The following is a 17,022-nucleotide window of genomic DNA, read 5'->3' on the forward strand; positions in this document are numbered from 1 at the left end:
TCACCTTTCAGGTGCTGATTGTGTCTCTCTTGACCACGATCCCGGCCTTCTCGCGGTCCCATGTGTCCGCGGTGATGCCCTCTTCCCTCAACTCGACCTTCTTGATCTTCGCGGTCGGCGTGCGCGGCAGTTCGTCCACGAAACGCACGAAGCGCGGGATCATGAAATGCGCCATGCGTGGCCGCAGAAACTCGATGAGCGCGGCCGGCTCCAGCGTCTCGCCCGGGCGCATCGCTATCACGGCGAGAACCTCGTCCTCGGCCTCCTCGCTCCTGACAGCAACCGCCGCCGCCTCGCGCACGGCGGGATGCCCGGCGATCTCGCTTTCGACCTCGAAGGACGAGATATTCTCGCCCCGGCGCCGGATCGCGTCCTTCAGCCGGTCGCAGAAATAGAAATTGCCCTCTTCGTCGCGCTTGAACCCGTCGCCGGTGTGAAACCACCCGTTCCGCCATGCGTCCGCCGTCGCCTGCGGGTTGGCCGCGTATCCGTGGCTGATCGCCCAAGGGCAATCGGTGCGCACCACAAGCTCGCCCATCTCGCCCGGCGGCAGTTCACAGTCATTCTCATCGACGATCCGCACCTCGATGCCGGGCCGGGGCCGTCCCGCGCTGCCAAGGGCCGTCGGGTTCGGAGGCGACACCAGCGGCATGGACACCTCCGTCATGTTGAAATGAGTGTGCACGTCGGTGCCGAACCGCTCGTGAAACTCCATCGCCGAGGCGTTCAGCGGCACATAGGTGCAACTGCGCAGGCTGTGATCGCGGTCATCCGCGCTCTGTGGTTGCTTCAACAGAAAATTACCCATCACCCCGAGGATGATCGTCGTCGTGATCTGCGCCTCGCGCACCGTCTGCCAGAAGGTTTCGGTCTTGAAGCTCTCGATCATCGCGATGGACCCGCCGTGGATCAGCATCGCCGTGACCGGCATCACCCCGCCGCTGTGATAGATGGGCAGGTTGATCATGTAGCGGTCGTCGCTATCGAGAAACGGCGCCGAGTCGGCCATCTGGTGCAGATGGAAATAGGACGACAGCACCCCCTTGGACGGCCCCGTCGTGCCCGACGTGAAGATGATCGACTGAAGATCCCATGGCATCAGCGGCCGGTCCAGCGCAATCGGCGCGGTCTCGTCGCTGTCCAGGGCCGTGGCCGGATGCACCGCCAGCCCGCCCAGATCGGGCGCGTCCCCCCTGAGCACCACCACATCGCTGAGTTGCCCGGTCTCCACCCCCTGCAGATGCGGCGCCAGCTCGGCATGAACGATCGCCAGCCGCGCCTCCGACAGGGTCACCGCATGGCTCAGAAGACCGCCCCGATAGGCGATGTTCATCGGAACGAACACGGCGCCAAGGTAGTTCAGCGCGAACCAGACCCGGATGGCATCGGCGCAGTTCGGCAACCAGACCAGCACCCGCTCGTCCTGCGCGACACCAAGCGCCTGCAAGGCATGGGCCGTTCGGATCGTATGCTCCAGCGTGCGCGCATAGCTCCATGTTTCGCCATCGGCAAAGCGCGCGAAGATCTTGTCGGGCTGCGCCTCGGCGTTGCGCTCCAGCAAATACCGCTGAACGCAGGCTTCGGGCGCAGGCAGGCGCGGATCAATATGGTCGGTCATGGTGTCCCCCCAATCCTCTTTGTCTTCAGCCGCCCTTGGCGATCTCGGCAAACAGGGGTCGTTTGGTCATCTTCATCTCTTCTTCCAACTCGTCGTGCATGTGCCGGCGAAGCCTCTCGCCGGCCGCCCTGACCGCGTCCCCCTCCAGACGCGACCATTCGATCAGACGGTCGGAGATCTCGCTGTCGATATCGTGGCATTGCGCCAGAAGGTCCCGGACGGCGACAGGCTCGGTCGCTTCCGGTTCGGGCGGCACCTCTCCGGCCGCCAGCGCCTTCGCCTCGGCCAGCGCCCGTCGCTTGGCGTCGAGGCTTTTCGCAACCTGTTCGGCGTCCCATTCCAGCCGGTCGCCGAAATTGTTCAGCAGATCGATCACCCCGACCGCCTGCCCGCGGGCATAGGGGTCGGACACATGAGGGACGATATCATCGCGCAACGTCGTGACGATTCCCTCGATCAAGCGGACAACTGACGGTTTCATTGCGCCTCCTCCAATGCCTTTTCCACCTGCAACAGCATACGCGGGATCTGCGCCCCCATCCCGGCCATGCGCATGTCGTTGAAGCCGCGTTTCTCGAAACAGTGGAAGGCCGCCAGATGCATGATCGCGAGCTTGAACGTGCCGAAGGCTTCCCAGTACGCCAGATCGCGAAGCGTGACCTCAAGGCCGGTGCGCGCGCAATACCGCTCAAGCAACGCGTCGCGCGTCAGAAGGTGGCACATATATTCGGACCGCCCGCGCCATGCGCGCATACAGGTCCAGCCCAGATCCTCCAGCGGATCGCCCAAATGCACCAGCTCCCAATCGAGAAAGGCCTGTATCTGCCCATCGGTCTCCAGAAAGTTGCCGATCCGGAAATCGCCGTGCACGATGCTGACCCGCTGCGCGACGGGCGCATGATCGTGAAACCACGCCGCCGCCCATTCCAGCATCGGATACCGCACCTCAGACCAGCCGCGCATCCGCGACACCCACGCGTCGATCTGCCCGGTTGCCGCGGTCTCGGGGGTCACGCCCGCGTCCAGCTCCGCCACTTCGGTGGTGCGCCAGTCGAAATTGTGCAGATCCGCGAGAATGTCGAAGAACTGCGCCCCGAGCGTGCGGCGTGCGCCTTCGTCGAAGGCGGGCTTGCCGTCCTCTGTCCACGGGATCGGCACGTCGCCCGCCACCCACTCGCAGATGAAGAAGGGCGCGCCGAAGACCCGGCCGCTATCGTCATACCAATAGACATCGGGCACCTTCATTCCCGCCTGCCTCAGGGTCTTGAGAGTCACGAACTCGGGCCGTGCCAGATAGGGGGCGAAAATGCCTCGCGGCGGGCCGATTCGCAGGATCAGATCACGGCTCTGGCCATTCCACGCGGCACGAAACCCATAGGTGACCCATGAAAACCCCACGGTGAACCGCGTCAGGTTTCTGACCTCGACCCGCGCACCTGTCTCCTCGCCCAGAAAGGCCAGCAACTGCGCGCGCACAGTATCGCTATCGTAGGGGTCGAACACCGGCGTGTCCTGTCCGGCCACCGCGGGGCTGCTCATGTGTCCTCCCATCCAGGACCGGTGTCCCGCAGGCCCGCCGACCACTCAACGCAGGTCCAAAAGCATGATGTCACGTTGCATTCCTCCCCAGGACGCGAGATCGAAGCGCCTTCCGCATGCAAGTGAATGGACTTTATTAGAGGCTTCGAAAACCTGCGTATATTCCACTATCACCAAGCATGAGAAGCTGAGCATGTCTCATTAGTAGTTCGACTATAGTAACAGGAATTGCCGTCTGACAACCATAAAATGAGCAATGATTCACGACTCATGCAGATTGACCCGGTTTCTGAACTGGCCTATCAAGGCGCCCTATGCTGAAAACACCGCCGACGCCGAGGGAGTCCTGACCGGATGCCACCTCTGAACGACCCGCGCCCGCACAAGCGCCTCAACCGCGCGCAACGCGCCGAGGCGACACGCGCGAAGATTCTCGAAGCCTCGATCGAGGCGGTGGGCGAATACGGCTATGCCGGGGCCAGTATCGCGCGGATCGCCGATCGCGCCGGAATCGCGCAAGGCACCTTCTATAACTACTTTGAATCACGTCAGAATCTTCTTGAGCAACTGCTGCCGATGATCAGTCTCGAATTGCTCGAACACGTCCGCGAAAAGGTGATGGCGGCGCCCGACGATCCCATCGCCCGGGAGCGGGCCCGGATCACCGGATTCTTCGAATTCCTGCGCCAGACCCCGCATTTGTTCACCATGTTGCACGAAGGCGAATTCCACACCCGAATCGGGTTTCAGAAGCATGTTGAAATGCAAACCGCCAGCTACGAGCGCGCCATGCGATTTGAAATGCGGCGCGGACATCTGCGGGTCACGGACCCTGCCAAACTGTCGGTTTTCGTGCGGATGCTGATGGCCTCGCGCGACTACATCAGCGGCCATTTCTGCATGCGCGACGGCAAGGTGGTGGAGCCGCCGGACCATGTCATAGACGCCTACATGGATTTCGTGGTGGGCGGACTGTTCAAACAGCCCGAGGGCTTGATCAAAGGGGAAGACGACCATGCTGCAAGACGTAGCCATTGAGGTGTCGGGGGGCATCGCCCGGCTGACCATCAACCGCCCTGACAAGCTCAACGCCATGCGCGATCAGACCGCCGATGAACTCAAGCAGGGACTGAGCGAGGTGGAGGACGACCCCTCCGTGCGTGCGGTCATCCTGACGGGGGCGGGGCGCGGCTTCGGCGCCGGATACGATCTTCCCGCGATCGACATGTCGCGCACGCCCGAACTCGACACCGTGCTCGACGCGCATTTCAATCCGCTGGTCCGCAAGATGCGGCAATCGCGGTTGCCGATCATCGCGGCGGTCAACGGCCCCTGCGCCGGCGCCTCGGTCGGCGTCGCTCTGGCCGCTGACATCGTTCTGGCCGGTCGGTCGGCGTTCTTCTACGAACCGTTCATAGGGCTGGGGCTCGTGCCGGATGCGGGTAACACGATCTTCATGACCCGGCTGGCGGGCCGGATCCGTGCCAGTGGCGCGATGCTTCTGGGCGACCGGATCACCGCGCAGGAGGCCGAACGCTGGGGCCTTGTCTGGCGCGTGACCGAAGACGAGGCGCTCCTGGACGAGGCCGGCGCCATCGCCGAAAGCCTCGCCGCACGGGCTCCGGCGTCTGTGGCAGCGACCAAGCGGCTGATCACCGCCGCCTCCGAATCGGACCTGAGCGCCATGCTGGACGGGGAAAGCCTTGAGCAGGGCATTCTGGGCCGCACCGATGAGATGCGCAGCGCCATCGAACGCTTCGTGGCAAGCAAGAAAGCCGGCTGAGGATGCAACCGGGGCCGGGGTGGATCGCCGCCCTGCCCGTCACATATCACCCCAGCGCATAGCCCGCGCCGCGCACCGTCCGAAGCGGGTCATCCCCGCCATGCTGGCACAATGCCTTGCGCAGCCGCCCGATATGCACGTCCACCGTGCGGCTGTCGACATAGATATCGCGTCCCCAGACCCGATCAAGAAGCTGCTCGCGGCTCCAGACGCGGCCCGGCTTTTCCATGAATGTTGTCAGAAGCCTGAACTCCGTCGGGCCGAGCTTGAGCGGATGATCGCCGCGCGTCACCCGGTGGGTTTCGGCGTCCAGTACGATGTCGTCATACTGAAGGCGCTGGCCGACCGTCGCGGGCCGCACCCGCCGAAGCTGATTGCGCACCCGCGCCATCAGTTCGAGAACCGAATACGGCTTGATCACGTAGTCGTCGGCGCCGGTCTCCAACCCGCGCACCCGGTCCACCTCTTCAGAGCGGGCCGAGAGCATGATCACGGGAATCCCGCGTGTCTCTGACCGGGTCTTGAGCTGCCGGCAGATCTCGATCCCCGAGATACCCGGCAACATCCAGTCGAGGACGATGATGTCGGGCGCTTCCTCCTCCACCAGCAAGAGCGCCTCGTCGCCATCGGCCGCGGTGACGACCTCGAAGCCTTCGGCCTGCAGGTTGTAATACAGAACCTCGCGCTGCGCCGGTTCATCCTCCACCACAAGGACCGTTGGGTGTTCGCTGCTCACTGCCATGCCCCCGTCTTACTCCTTGATCATGCCAAGCTCTGGATCGCGCGAGGTCAGATCGTCCTTCGGGCGACTGTCCTCGGGCATCTCCCCGGTGACGAGATAGATCACCTGCTCGGCGATATTGGTGACGTGATCGCCCATGCGCTCCGTGTTCTTCGCGATGAAATGCAGATGCATGCATGGCGTGATATAGCGCGGGTCCTCCATCATGAAGGTCAGGAACTCGCGGAACAGCGCGTTATACATCTGGTCGATCTCGCGATCGCGCTGAAGTATTTCACGCGCCAGCTCCACATCGCGCTGAATATAGGCGTCCAGCGCATCCTTGAGCATAAGCTGCACCTCGCGCGCCATCCGGCGCAGCGACCCGCGCGCGCCCTCCACCGTGGACAGATGCATGAGCACCGTCGTGCGCTTGGCCATGTTCTTGGCATAGTCTCCGATGCGCTCAAGGTTGCCCGCGATCTTCAGAACCGACAGCACAAGACGCAGATCGCCCGCCGTGGGCGAGCGCCGGGCGATAAGCGATGCGGCGTCTTCGTTGATCAGCTCTTCAAGCTCGTCAATCGCCTTGTCGTCCCGGCGCACCTTCTCGGCCAGTTCTTCATCCCGGGTCTTGAGCGATTTGGACGCATCGAGGATCGCGGACTCCACAAGCCCGCCCATCTTCATGATATGCGCCTGGATTTTCTCCAGGTCACGGTCAAACGCGGATACGATATGAGAGTCGGTCATGACATGAATCCTTGCCCGATAGGGCCTGTGAAATGATTTCGATGCGCGCCCGGCGGCAATACCCCGGCGCGTCGGGTCCGCGCGGCCCGGCCCTTGTGGGCCGTTCCAGAGGATATCAGCTCTTCGGACACGCGATGAACTCCTGATTTTTTCCGGAACCGGCCCCATGCCGGCTGCGCGTTCATTCTGCGTCCCGTTCCTGTGACAAGGACGTAACATCTGTATGACAGATGGCGGGCCGGGGCGAACATTTCACGCAAAAAACTCTATTCCCGCGGCAGGATCACCGAGAAAAGGCTGCCTTGTCCGGGGGCGCTCTCGATCCGAAGCCGCCCGCGATGGCGGTTGACGATGTGCTTCACGATCGCAAGGCCAAGCCCGGTGCCCCCCTTTTCGCGCGAGCGGTGCGAATCGACGCGGTAGAATCGCTCCGTCAGGCGCGGAATATGCAGCGGATCGAACCCCGCGCCGGTGTCGCGCACATCAATGCGCACCGCCGGCTTGCGCAGATAGGGATCGCGGTCCACCGGCCCGGCGCTCACCGTGACGTCAGCGCCCCGCCCGCCGTACTTGATGGCGTTCTCGATCAGGTTGGTGAACACCTGCAAAAGCTGATCGTGATCTCCCGGCAGAACCATCCCCTCTTCCGGCATCTCCGCGGCGAGCGTCACGCCGCCCTCCTGCGCCAGCGGCATCATCCGCCGCACCGCCTGACCCGCCACCGCTGCCACGTCCACCCGGTCGGTCGGGCGCATCCGCGCCTCGTCCTCCACCCGGCTCAGCGACAGAAGATCGCCCACCAGCCGGTTCATCCGCTGCGCCTCCGCCTGCATCGAGGTCAGAAACCGTTCCCGCGCCGCCGCATCCTCGCGCGCCGGGCCCTGAAGCGTCTCGATATAGCCCAGAAGCGCGGTCAGCGGCGTGCGCAGCTCATGGCTCACGTTGGCGACGAAATCACGCCGGATCTGATCGGTCTGGCGAAGCTGCGTGACATCCTCGAAACAGGCCAGAACCCCCTCGAACCCGTCACCGGGCACATAGGCGCAGCGCACGTCATAGCGGCTCTCGTGCGGCCCCTCGGTATGGACATAGCGCGCCTGCTGCGGGGTGGCGCTGCGCAGGCAGTCCTCGATCGCCTGCGTCAGCGGTGGCTGCCGGAACACCATCACCAGCGGCACGTGCTCCGCCGCGCGGGGCGCAAGCTCCACCGCCCGGCTGTTGGCCGCCACGATCCGCAGATCGCGCCCGACGAAAAGCGCCGGCATCGGAATCGCATCCAGACAGGCGCGAAGCGGACCCTCCTGCCCCACCTCAGACAGGCTCCAGCCCCGCGCGGAACCGGCGCATGTTGTCCTGGTAATGCAGGGCACTCTGGCGCAGGCCCTCGATGGCCGTCGCGTCAAGCGTGCGCACCACCTTGCCCGGCGCGCCCATCACAAGGCTGCCGTCGGGGATCTCCTTACCCTCGGTGATCAGCGCCCCGGCCCCGATCAGGCAGTTCCGCCCGATCCTTGCGCCATTGAGCACCGTCGCCCCCATGCCGATCAGGCTGTTTTGCCCGATCACGCAGCCGTGCAGCATCACCTTGTGCCCGATGGTGCAGCCCGGCCCCACGATAAGCGGATAGCCGATGTCGGTGTGCATCACGGTGTTTTCCTGCACGTTGGATCCCGCGCCGATGCGGATTTCCTCGGTGTCGCCGCGCAGCGTCGATCCGAACCACACCGACGCTCCGGCCTCCAGCACCACGCGCCCGATCACATTGGCGTCCGGTGCCACCCATGTATCCTCGGCAATCTCCGGGGCGACCCCGTCCAGACGATACAGCATCTCACTCCTCCTCGAATTCCGCCTGCAACCGGCGCACATGATCTGTCAGCCAGGGCTGCTGGCTCCGGCGCATCCGCGTCGCCTCCACGATGGTGCGAAGCTGCGCCTCGGTCCGGTCCAACTCATCATTGACCAGCACGAAATCGTAGCTGCCCCAATGGCTGATCTCGTCCCAGCTTTTCTGCATCCGCTTGGCGATCACCTCTTCGCTGTCCTGCCCCCGGTTCACCAGCCGCCGCCGCAGCTCCGCGATGGACGGCGGCAGGATGAAGATCGACAGCGTATGCGCCCCCAGTTCCGAATTGACGATCTGCTGCGCGCCCTGCCAGTCGATGTCAAACACGACATCGCGCCCGTCCTCGATCGCGGCCTGCACCGGCGCCTTGGGGGAGCCATAGAAATGGCCGAACACATGCGCATGTTCCAGCATCCCGCCTTCGGAGACATCGCGCTTGAACTGCTCTTCGGTCAGGAAATGATAGTCGGTCCCGTCCACCTCGCTGGCGCGCGGCGCGCGCGTCGTGGCCGACACCGAAAAGCTCAGCGTCGGATCCCACGTCAGAAGCCGCCGGGACAGTGTCGATTTGCCCGCGCCCGAGGGTGAGCTGAGAATGATGAGAAGGCCGCGTCGCTGGGTCATGTCTATTCCACGTTCTGAACCTGTTCGCGCATCTGGTCGATCACGACCTTCAGCTCCAGCCCCACCGACGTGAGCGCCGCCGCCTGCGCCTTGGCGCATAGCGTATTGGCCTCGCGGTTGAACTCCTGCATCAGGAAATCGAGCTTGCGCCCCGCCGGACTGCCTTTTTCCAACAGGTCGCGCGCGGCGTCCACATGCGCGCGCAGGCGGTCGATCTCCTCGGTCACATCGGCCTTGACCGCGATCAGCGCCAGCTCCTGTGCCACGCGGTCCGGCTCCATGCCGTCGGTGTTTTCCATCACCCGCGCAAGGTTTGCGCGCAACGCGCCCTGCATCTCCGCGCGCCGCTCCTCGGCGGCTTGGGCGGCCTGCTCGGTCAGTTCCGCGATCCGCGTCACTTGCTGCGACAGCACGGTTTCAAGGGCGATCCCCTCGCGCCGACGATTTTCCACGAAGGCCGCCAGAAGCGGCTCAAGCTCTTCCAGAAGCTGCGCGCGCAGGGCCGCCGCGTCGGTCTCCCCGCCATCGGCCTCCATCACGCCGCGTAATGCCAGAATATCGGCCGCCCGCGTGGGTGCCAGCGTCACGCCCTGCGCCGCCGCGCGCGCCTCCGTCTGCCGAACGGCCAGAAGCATCGCGTCAAGCGCCGCGGGGTTGATCGTGGCCGCGCCGCCTGCGCCCTCGTCACGCCCCAGACGCAGCGACAGCGTGACCGACCCGCGTGAGAGCGCCTTGCCAAGCCGCGCGCGCAGCGCGGGCTCCAACCCCTCGATCCAGTCGGGCACCCGCACCCGCAGATCAAGGCCGCGCGCGTTCACGCTGCGCAGATCCCAGCTCCAGCTCAGCCCCTGCCCCGTGCCCCTTGCCGAGGCAAATCCTGTCATCGAATACAGCACACCGCCCGGCTCCCTCTTGTTCCATGCCCTCTCGACCTAAAGCCTATCGCGTCTACGGGCAAGCCGCGCCGGGCGGCGCCGAAAGGGGCGTTAACCATTTGCCGGGGTTTTTCACGCAATACCGTTCAAATCTGGCATATTAACCCAATCTTAACCCTTCGGCCGCGCGAACATGCCATGGTCGGGGGCCGTCGGGGGCGATGGGATGGGAGACCGATAAGATGTCTGGTGGTGTAGAATTTCTTTCCGTGCCGGTGCTGAGCCAGGTCGAAGGCTACTGGGACGCCCTGCGCGAGGGGCGCGACATGCCGCTGCGCTCCGAGGTGGACCCGCGCGGCATTCAGGGCGCGCTGGCCCATGCCTTCATCCTCGAACGCATCGCGCCGGGCATGACCCGGATTCGCGTGGCCGGTTCGGTGCTGAATAACGTGATGGGCATGGAAGTGCGCGGGATGCCCTTTTCGGCGCTTTTCACCGTCGGCGCGCGCAAGCAGCTCGCGGCGCTCTGCGACCGGGTTCTCACCACCCCTGCCCGCGCGCGGATAGCGCTGAGCGCCGAAACCGGATTCGGGCGTGGACCACTTGACGGGCAATTGCTCCTGCTGCCCCTGCGCAGCGATCTGGGCGACATCAGCCGGATGATCGGCTGTCTCTCGCTTCAGGGGATGGTCGGCACCACCTCGCGTCGCTTCGACATCGTGCATTCCACGCTCACACCGCTTGGCGCGCTGCGCCCCGATGCCGGAATGCACACCCCGGCCCCGCACCGCGCTCCGGTTGACGACGCTCCGTCCCGCACCGCGGTAACAACCGGCACGGCGGAAGAGAGTGGCGGGCATGGCTCGGAACGCCCCTATCTCCGGCTCGTTGTGACCGGGGAGTGACCGGCGCCGCGCAACGCGCGCTGTTGCGCGCCGGTTTGCAACGCCCGCTGCCTTGAACCCCTTCATTTCATGGGATTTCGGTTTTCGATACCGACGCAATACCGACGTTTTACCGACGTTATACCGCAACCGGGAATGGGCCGTCGGGCCGCGCCGTTAACCCTTCGCGCCGCACCGCCCGGGCCACGACAGCCCCAAGGCGCATACAGCGGCGCCAGAACGCGGAGTCTGGAATCGCAGTGGAAAACACTTTCCGTTATATTTCAGAGCGTTACACGACTCTCTTAACCTGTCACCGCATGTCGCGCCGCACGCAGATCGGACAATTCCTCGGCCACGAGAAAGGCCAGTTCAAGCGATTGATTGGCATTCAGCCGCGGATCGCAGGCGGTATGATAGCGATCGCTCAGATCCTCCTCGCTGACCGCCCGTACTCCTCCCGTGCATTCGGTCACATCCTCGCCGGTCATCTCGAAATGTACCCCGCCCGGCACCGTGCCCTCGGCTTTGTGGACGGCGAAAAATTCCTTTACTTCCCGCAGGATGGAGTCGAATGGCCGGGTCTTGTAGCCGGTTGAGGATTTGATCGTGTTGCCATGCATCGGATCACAGGACCACAGCACATTGGCCCCCTCCTCCTGCACGGTTTTGATCAGCCGTGGAAGGTGCTCACCCACCGATCCGGCCCCGAATCGGGCGATCAGTGTGAGTCGCCCGGGCTCATTCTCCGGGTTGAGCTTGTGAATCAACAGCTTGAGATCATCGGCTGTCATCGTTGGCCCGCATTTCAACCCGATGGGGTTCAACACCCCCCGCGCAAACTCCACATGCGCCCCATCCGGCTGCCGCGTCCGATCACCGATCCAGATCATGTGCCCGGAGCCTGCCAGCCACTTGCCCGAAGTGGAGTCGATACGGGTCAGCGCCTCTTCGTACTCGAGAAGCAGAGCCTCATGACTCGTATAGAAATCAACGGTTTGAAGCTCATGGTTCGTCTCCGCCGTCATCCCGGCCGCGGTCATGAAGTCAAGCGTGTCGCTGATCCGCTCCGCCATCGCGCGGTATTTCTCGGACTCCTCGCGATCGGTGAATCCAAGCGTCCAGCTATGGACCCGGTGCACATCCGCAAAGCCCCCCGTCGAAAAGGCACGCAGCAGGTTCAGCGTTGCCGCCGCCTGCATATAGGCCTGAAGCATTTTCTCCGGATCAGGTATGCGCGCATCCGGGGCAAACTCCAATTCATTAATGATATCACCGCGATAGCTGGGAAGCTCCACCCCCCCCTTGACCTCGACCGGCGCCGAGCGTGGCTTGGCGAACTGCCCCGCCATACGGCCCACCTTCACCACCGGAACCTTGGCACCGTAGGTGAGCACCATTGCCATCTGGAGCATGACCTTGAACGTGTCGCGGATATGGTCTGCGCTGAATTGCTCAAAGCTCTCGGCACAATCCCCGCCTTGCAGAAGAAACGCCTCGCCACGCGATGCGGCCGCGAGTTTCGATTTCAGCGCGCGCGCCTCACCGGCAAAGACGAGCGGCGGATAGCTTGCGAGCCGGGCTTCCGTGGCTTCCAGCGCATCCTGATCCGTATAGTCAGGCATCTGAACCCGCGGCTTGCCTCGCCAGTCGGTCTTGTGCCATGTCCTCATCTCGAAACTCCGGTATTAAGCGAATTTTAAGTTTCCGCGTGTATATCCAAAGGCCGTTGGGCTGGCCAGATATGAATTTTTTCGTGACTCTTGACCTTGCCTTGTGCTTCAGCACAGTTGCGTCGCTATGTCGCCTGCGACACACTGAGTCGAACACGACTGGAAAAGGGTCACCATGTCCACGCAACCCACCCAGATTCCGGTGGCCGCTTCGACGAAGCCGCGACGCTTTGTGTTTGTCCTTGTGGACAATTTTACTCTTCTGAGTTTTGCGGCCGCTGTCGAGAGTCTTCGCATTGCCAACAGGATGTCCGCGACCCGGCTTTATGAGTGGATTATTATTGGCGAAGGCGGCGACACGATCAAGTGTTCCGCCGGCACCGAGTTTCGCCTGCAAGACGATCTGTGCGAGTTGCAGCGGGACGATGTGATCATGCTGTGCGGCGGGATTGATATTCAGCGGGCCACGACAAAACGCCTTCTCAACTGGTTGCGCCGCGAGGTGCGCAAGGGGCTTCAGGTCGCCGGTCTTTGCACTGCCAGCTATACGCTTGCCATGGCTGGTCTGCTCGACAACAAGCGCGCAACGATCCATTGGGAAAATCAGGACAGTTTCGCCGAGGAGTTCGAGGATGTGATTCTCACGAAGTCGGTCTTTGTGATCGACGGCAACCGTATGACCACGGCGGGGGGGACAAGTTCGATCGACCTGATGCTTCAGGTGATCGCCAACGATCATGGAGAGGAACTTGCGAACGCGGTGGCCGATCAGTTGATCTATTCCTCGATCCGAACGGATCAGGATACACAGCGGCTTTCGGTGCCGACCCGGATCGGTGTTCGGCATCCGAAGCTCAGCCAGGTCATCCAGATGATGGAAAGCAATATCGAGGATCCGATCAGCCCGTCGATCCTGGCAAAGAACGTCGGAATGTCCACGCGGCAGTTGGAACGGCTTTTCCGCCGCTACCTCAGCCGTAGTCCCAAGCGCTACTACATGGAACTGCGTCTTCAGAAAGCGCGCAACCTTCTGATGCAGACCGACATGAGCGTGATCAATGTCGCTCTGGCCTGCGGGTTTGCCTCCCCCTCGCACTTCTCGAAGTGCTACCGGGCCCATTATGATACGACCCCCTACCGCGAACGCGGATCGCATTCCGCGCGCTTGTCGATCTGAGATGCCGGCTCGCTTGCGCGACTCCTCTGCGGCAGGTCATTGCGGGTCAAGACGGTATATCGCGCCCCGGCCTTCGGAAATGAACCAGATGCTACCATCGGGCGCTTCAATGACATCGCGCACGCGCTCCGTCTCGTCGCTGCTCATTCGGTCAAGCTCCTTGATGGGCTCGCCACCAAGCCGCGAGATGTGGTCGAACTTCAGGCTTCCGATGAACATCTGGCCACGCCAGTCGGGCCAGAGCTTGCCGGAATAGATCATCATGCCGGAAGGCGCGATCGAGGGATCCCAATAGAAGGCGGGCTGCTCCATCCCTTCTTTCGACGTGCCTTCGCCGATCTTCTCCCCGGAATAGTGGGTTCCATAGGAAACAACCGGCCAGCCATAGTTCGCGCCGCGTTGAATGCGGTTGATCTCATCTCCGCCCCGCGCGCCATGCTCCACCGCCCATAGCTGCCCTTCAAGGTCGAGCGCGGCACCCTGCGGATTGCGGTGCCCATAGGACCAGATTTCGGGTTGTGCCTCGGCGTGATCGGTAAACGGATTGTCCTCGGGCACTGATCCGTCGCGCCGGACCCGGACGATGCTCCCGTTGTGGCGTGTGAGATCTTGTGCGGATGGCCGGTCGCCACGCTCTCCGATGGTCAGGAAGATCGTGCCATCGGGCGCTTCCACGATGCGGCTGCCGAAGTGGCGTCCGCCACGGCTTCCGGGACGCATCTCGAAAAGGACCCGTAGGTTTTCAAGTTGGTTCCGGGCTGCATTCAGCCATCCCACGGCCAGCGCGGTTCCCGCGCCCCCATTCTCTTGTGGCTTGGAATAGCTCAGGAAAACCTCTCTGCTTTGCCCGAAATCACGCGGCACCATCACGTCGAGCAACCCGCCTTGCCCCTGCGCCCGAACGCGCGGAACACCATCGATTCGCGTGCGCCCGTCATCGGGACCAAGAATCCAGAGGCGCCCTTCCCGCTCTGTCACCAGCACGCCCCCTTCGGGCAGGAAGGCTAGGGCCCAGGGCGTATCGAAGCCATCAGCGACCTGCGTGATCCGCATGCGATTATCGCCACTTTCAATCGTTGAACCCATCGCCTGAAATGTCAACAGAACAAGGGCGGCACCCAAAAGGATCGTCTTGTGCATGGTCCTTCTCCTGCTCAGTTCCTCCTTCTTCGTGGCATTTACCATAGCATGCCCACAGCCTGAACGCGCGTCTTCGCTGTCGGCATCCCCTTTCCGATCCACTCTTTTCTTTTGGCGGAAGCCCGCTTAGGCTCACGCATGGAATGTTCGGAACAAGCAACACCAGACTGGGAGAGAGATAATGAAAAAACTGCTTATGGCCTCTGCCGCGACCGCGCTCATGGCGTCCGTCGCAGGAGCAGGTAGCCATTCCAATGAAGTTAAACTCGGGATCATCTTCGGTTTTACCGGCCCGATTGAATCGCTGACTCCGGATATGGCTGACGGGGCTGAACTGGCCATGCGTGAAATCTCCGAGAGCGGAATGCTGCTCGACGGCATGACGGTGTCTCCGGTACGGGCGGATTCGACCTGCATCGATTCGGGCGCGGCAACGGCTGCGGCCGAGCGACTGCTGACCTCGGACGGGGTAAAGGGTATCGTCGGCGGTGACTGTTCCGGCGTGACGGGTGCAATCCTGTCCAATGTGGCGATGCCCAATGGCGTTGTGATGATCTCGCCCTCGGCCACGTCCCCGGCGCTGTCGGAGACGGAGGACAATGGCCTGTTCTTCCGTACCGCACCATCGGATGCGCGCCAGGGCGTTGTGATGACCGAGATTTTGATGGATCTGGGCATCGAGGAAGTCGCCGTATCCTATGTGAACAACGACTACGGCAAGGGGCTTGCCGACAGCTTCGAAACGGCGTTCAAGGACGCTGGTGGCACCATTACAATCAGCTCCTCGCATGAAGATCAGAAAGCGGATTATTCGGCCGAGGTCGGGGCGATGGCTTCAGCTGGCGGTGAGCGGTTGGTTGTGGCTGGCTACCTCGACAGCGGTGGGTCCGGTATTGTGCGCGCCGCGCTCGATACGGGGGCGTTTGACACGTTCCACTTCCCCGACGGGATGTATGGCGCGAACCTTGAAACCAACTTCGGGACCGAAATCAACGGCTCGACGGGTCAGGTGCCCGGCACCGATAGCCCCGGTGCTCAGGTCATGCAGGAACTCGGTGAGGCCAACGACTTTGACGGCACCTCTTCCTTCGTCGGCGAATCCTATGATGCCGCTGCCCTGATCTTGCTCGCGATGCAGGCCGCAGGTTCGGTTGAATCGGCAGATTACAAGGGTGAAGTCATGGGTGTGGCCAACGCACCGGGCGAGAAAATCTATCCCGGTGAGCTTGCCAAGGGTCTGGAAATCCTCAAGAATGGCGGCGAAATAGACTATGTCGGCGCCACGGCGGTGGAACTGATTGGTGGCGGCGAAAGCGCCGGTAATTACCGTCAGTATGAAATCAAGGACGGCAAGATCACGACGGTCCAGTATCGCTGATCATGTGAGACTTTGAAGGTTCAGCCCGGCAGGTTCTGCCGGGCTGTTTTCGTTTCGGAGAGGGACCGCAGGTATTTTAGGATTGAACCACTCCATATCGATATATAATGAGCGCGCCAAACCGATTCACAGTCGGGAATAATAATTCAGGGGGAGATACCGATGATCGTCGTCGAGGACGTTCACAAGCATTTCGGTGGGTTTCATGCGGTCGATGGTGCCACGCTATCGATCCAAGCGGGAAGCATCACGGGCTTGATCGGGCCAAATGGAGCGGGAAAAACAACCCTTTTCAATGTAATAGCCGGCGTTCTCAAACCAACATCAGGCCGTGTGACAATGGCTGGCGACGACATTACCGGTCTGCCGCCTCATGAGTTGTTCCACAAGGGACTGTTGCGGACCTTCCAGATCGCGCATGAATTCAGCTCCATGAGTTGCCGAGAGAACCTCATGATGGTGCCGGGCAATCAGACGGGAGAGAAGCTCTGGAACACCTGGTTCGGGCGCAAGCGGATCGCGGAGGAAGAGCGGGCGCTTCGGGCAAAAGCTGATGAAGTGCTTGAATTTCTTACAATCTCCCATCTGGCCGACCAAAAGGCTGCGGAGGTTTCGGGCGGGCAGAAAAAGCTTCTGGAACTGGGCCGCACAATGATGGTCGATGCGCAGATCGTGTTTCTTGACGAAGTCGGGGCCGGTGTGAACCGAACCCTTCTCAATACCATAGGCGATGCCATTATCCGTCTGAACAAAGAGAGAAATTACACTTTCGTGGTGATCGAGCACGACATGGATTTCATCGAACGCCTCTGCGATCCGGTGATCTGCATGGCCGAGGGCAAGGTGCTGACGGAGGGATCGCTCGCCGAGATTAAAGCCAACGAACAGGTGATCGAGGCCTATCTGGGAACAGGATTGAAGAACAGGAAAATGGTGGGGGCCGACGCATGAGATTGTTGTCTGCAGAACGTCGGTATCGCGTCGGTATGGTGTCGGTGTCGAAACCGGGTG

General features: G+C 62.4%; 17 protein-coding genes. 6 read left to right on the forward strand and 11 right to left on the reverse strand.

The genetic code is table 11. The features are described 5' to 3' along the window. Nucleotides 1-7: 7 nt before the first annotated feature. The 3 genes from BMW66_RS16345 to BMW66_RS16355 are packed head-to-tail and all read right to left on the reverse strand — an operon-like array spanning nucleotide 8 to nucleotide 3,157. Nucleotides 8-1,618: an AMP-binding protein gene (locus tag BMW66_RS16345; RefSeq protein ID WP_093120039.1), complete on the reverse strand. Its 1,611-nt coding sequence runs from the start codon at nucleotides 1,616-1,618 to the stop codon at nucleotides 8-10. A gap of 25 nt (nucleotides 1,619-1,643) precedes the next feature. After that, a complete protein-coding gene (locus tag BMW66_RS16350) occupies nucleotides 1,644-2,099 on the reverse strand; it encodes a hypothetical protein (RefSeq protein WP_093120041.1) in 456 nt (151 codons plus the stop codon). Further along, a complete protein-coding gene (locus BMW66_RS16355; protein WP_175483279.1) occupies nucleotides 2,096-3,157 on the reverse strand; it encodes a phosphotransferase family protein in 1,062 nt (353 codons plus the stop codon). Before BMW66_RS16355 ends, BMW66_RS16350 begins: the two co-directional genes overlap by 4 nt. A gap of 354 nt (nucleotides 3,158-3,511) precedes the next feature. Here BMW66_RS16355 and BMW66_RS16360 point away from each other — a divergent pair, with 354 nt between their 5' ends. Both BMW66_RS16360 and BMW66_RS16365 read left to right on the forward strand, forming a co-directional pair. Next, entirely contained in the window at nucleotides 3,512-4,195 is a 684-nt protein-coding gene (locus tag BMW66_RS16360) for a TetR/AcrR family transcriptional regulator (protein WP_093120043.1), read from the forward strand. Then, nucleotides 4,173-4,940, forward strand: a complete 768-nt coding sequence (locus BMW66_RS16365) for an enoyl-CoA hydratase-related protein (protein WP_093120045.1) — start codon at nucleotides 4,173-4,175, stop codon at nucleotides 4,938-4,940. The genes BMW66_RS16360 and BMW66_RS16365 overlap by 23 nt, the downstream gene beginning before the upstream one ends. Before the next feature lie 46 nt (nucleotides 4,941-4,986). Here BMW66_RS16365 and phoB read toward each other — a convergent pair whose 3' ends face one another. The 6 genes from phoB to BMW66_RS16395 all read right to left on the reverse strand — a co-directional run bounded on the left by phoB (nucleotide 4,987) and on the right by BMW66_RS16395 (nucleotide 9,768). Continuing rightward, complete coding sequence (gene phoB, locus BMW66_RS16370) at nucleotides 4,987-5,682, reverse strand: phosphate regulon transcriptional regulator PhoB (protein WP_425441338.1); 696 nt, start codon at nucleotides 5,680-5,682, stop codon at nucleotides 4,987-4,989. Between the two features lie 9 nt (nucleotides 5,683-5,691). Next, nucleotides 5,692-6,414, reverse strand: a complete 723-nt coding sequence (phoU, locus tag BMW66_RS16375; protein WP_093120046.1) for a phosphate signaling complex protein PhoU — start codon at nucleotides 6,412-6,414, stop codon at nucleotides 5,692-5,694. Between the two features lie 266 nt (nucleotides 6,415-6,680). Next, on the reverse strand, nucleotides 6,681-7,724 hold the full coding sequence (locus BMW66_RS16380; RefSeq protein ID WP_281242644.1) for an ATP-binding protein: 1,044 nt from the start codon (nucleotides 7,722-7,724) through the stop codon (nucleotides 6,681-6,683). A gap of 1 nt (nucleotide 7,725) precedes the next feature. After that, a complete protein-coding gene (locus BMW66_RS16385) occupies nucleotides 7,726-8,244 on the reverse strand; it encodes a gamma carbonic anhydrase family protein (RefSeq protein ID WP_093120047.1) in 519 nt (172 codons plus the stop codon). 1 nt (nucleotide 8,245) lies between these two features. Then, nucleotides 8,246-8,884, reverse strand: a complete 639-nt coding sequence (gmk, locus tag BMW66_RS16390; protein WP_093120049.1) for a guanylate kinase — start codon at nucleotides 8,882-8,884, stop codon at nucleotides 8,246-8,248. Between the two features lie 2 nt (nucleotides 8,885-8,886). Continuing rightward, entirely contained in the window at nucleotides 8,887-9,768 is an 882-nt protein-coding gene (locus tag BMW66_RS16395; protein WP_093120050.1) for a YicC/YloC family endoribonuclease, read from the reverse strand. Nucleotides 9,769-10,001: 233 nt separating this feature from the next. On the opposite strand from BMW66_RS16395, the gene BMW66_RS16400 reads away from it, so the two are divergent. Next, the gene (locus tag BMW66_RS16400; RefSeq protein WP_175483280.1) at nucleotides 10,002-10,664 is read left to right on the forward strand and encodes a PAS domain-containing protein; all 663 of its coding nucleotides are present in this window, start codon (nucleotides 10,002-10,004) and stop codon (nucleotides 10,662-10,664) included. A 284-nt stretch (nucleotides 10,665-10,948) separates the two neighbouring features. Here the strand turns inward: BMW66_RS16400 and BMW66_RS16405 are convergent, their stop codons facing one another. Beyond that, nucleotides 10,949-12,316, reverse strand: a complete 1,368-nt coding sequence (locus BMW66_RS16405; protein ID WP_093120053.1) for a class II 3-deoxy-7-phosphoheptulonate synthase — start codon at nucleotides 12,314-12,316, stop codon at nucleotides 10,949-10,951. A gap of 175 nt (nucleotides 12,317-12,491) precedes the next feature. Between BMW66_RS16405 and BMW66_RS16410 the strand changes: the two genes are divergently transcribed. After that, the gene (locus BMW66_RS16410) at nucleotides 12,492-13,493 is read left to right on the forward strand and encodes a GlxA family transcriptional regulator (RefSeq protein WP_093120054.1); all 1,002 of its coding nucleotides are present in this window, start codon (nucleotides 12,492-12,494) and stop codon (nucleotides 13,491-13,493) included. 36 nt (nucleotides 13,494-13,529) lie between these two features. Here the strand turns inward: BMW66_RS16410 and BMW66_RS16415 are convergent, their stop codons facing one another. Further along, nucleotides 13,530-14,633, reverse strand: coding sequence for a PQQ-dependent sugar dehydrogenase (locus BMW66_RS16415; RefSeq protein WP_093120055.1), 1,104 nt, complete (start codon nucleotides 14,631-14,633; stop codon nucleotides 13,530-13,532). Nucleotides 14,634-14,814: 181 nt separating this feature from the next. Between BMW66_RS16415 and BMW66_RS16420 the strand changes: the two genes are divergently transcribed. Then, nucleotides 14,815-16,011 (forward strand): ABC transporter substrate-binding protein, encoded by a 1,197-nt coding sequence (locus BMW66_RS16420; protein WP_093120057.1) that lies wholly within the window; start codon nucleotides 14,815-14,817, stop codon nucleotides 16,009-16,011. 162 nt (nucleotides 16,012-16,173) lie between these two features. Then, entirely contained in the window at nucleotides 16,174-16,962 is a 789-nt protein-coding gene (locus BMW66_RS16425; protein ID WP_093120058.1) for an ABC transporter ATP-binding protein, read from the forward strand. Nucleotides 16,963-17,022: the final 60 nt, after the last annotated feature.

The organism is Salinihabitans flavidus (genome assembly GCF_900110425.1).
In the GTDB taxonomy this organism is placed as follows: Bacteria; Pseudomonadota; Alphaproteobacteria; order Rhodobacterales; family Rhodobacteraceae; genus Salinihabitans; species Salinihabitans flavidus.

Coding starts and splice junctions, on each gene's coding strand:
- BMW66_RS16345 (WP_093120039.1), bottom strand. CDS start 1,618: ATGACCGACCATATTGATCCGCGCCTGCCTGCGCCCGAAGCCTGCGTT.
- BMW66_RS16350 (WP_093120041.1), bottom strand. CDS start 2,099: ATGAAACCGTCAGTTGTCCGCTTGATCGAGGGAATCGTCACGACGTTG.
- BMW66_RS16355 (WP_175483279.1), bottom strand. CDS start 3,157: ATGAGCAGCCCCGCGGTGGCCGGACAGGACACGCCGGTGTTCGACCCC.
- BMW66_RS16360 (WP_093120043.1), top strand. CDS start 3,512: ATGCCACCTCTGAACGACCCGCGCCCGCACAAGCGCCTCAACCGCGCG.
- BMW66_RS16365 (WP_093120045.1), top strand. CDS start 4,173: ATGCTGCAAGACGTAGCCATTGAGGTGTCGGGGGGCATCGCCCGGCTG.
- phoB (WP_425441338.1), bottom strand. CDS start 5,682: ATGGCAGTGAGCAGCGAACACCCAACGGTCCTTGTGGTGGAGGATGAA.
- phoU (WP_093120046.1), bottom strand. CDS start 6,414: ATGACCGACTCTCATATCGTATCCGCGTTTGACCGTGACCTGGAGAAA.
- BMW66_RS16385 (WP_093120047.1), bottom strand. CDS start 8,244: ATGCTGTATCGTCTGGACGGGGTCGCCCCGGAGATTGCCGAGGATACA.
- gmk (WP_093120049.1), bottom strand. CDS start 8,884: ATGACCCAGCGACGCGGCCTTCTCATCATTCTCAGCTCACCCTCGGGC.
- BMW66_RS16395 (WP_093120050.1), bottom strand. CDS start 9,768: ATGACAGGATTTGCCTCGGCAAGGGGCACGGGGCAGGGGCTGAGCTGG.
- BMW66_RS16400 (WP_175483280.1), top strand. CDS start 10,002: ATGTCTGGTGGTGTAGAATTTCTTTCCGTGCCGGTGCTGAGCCAGGTC.
- BMW66_RS16405 (WP_093120053.1), bottom strand. CDS start 12,316: ATGAGGACATGGCACAAGACCGACTGGCGAGGCAAGCCGCGGGTTCAG.
- BMW66_RS16410 (WP_093120054.1), top strand. CDS start 12,492: ATGTCCACGCAACCCACCCAGATTCCGGTGGCCGCTTCGACGAAGCCG.
- BMW66_RS16415 (WP_093120055.1), bottom strand. CDS start 14,633: ATGCACAAGACGATCCTTTTGGGTGCCGCCCTTGTTCTGTTGACATTT.
- BMW66_RS16420 (WP_093120057.1), top strand. CDS start 14,815: ATGAAAAAACTGCTTATGGCCTCTGCCGCGACCGCGCTCATGGCGTCC.
- BMW66_RS16425 (WP_093120058.1), top strand. CDS start 16,174: ATGATCGTCGTCGAGGACGTTCACAAGCATTTCGGTGGGTTTCATGCG.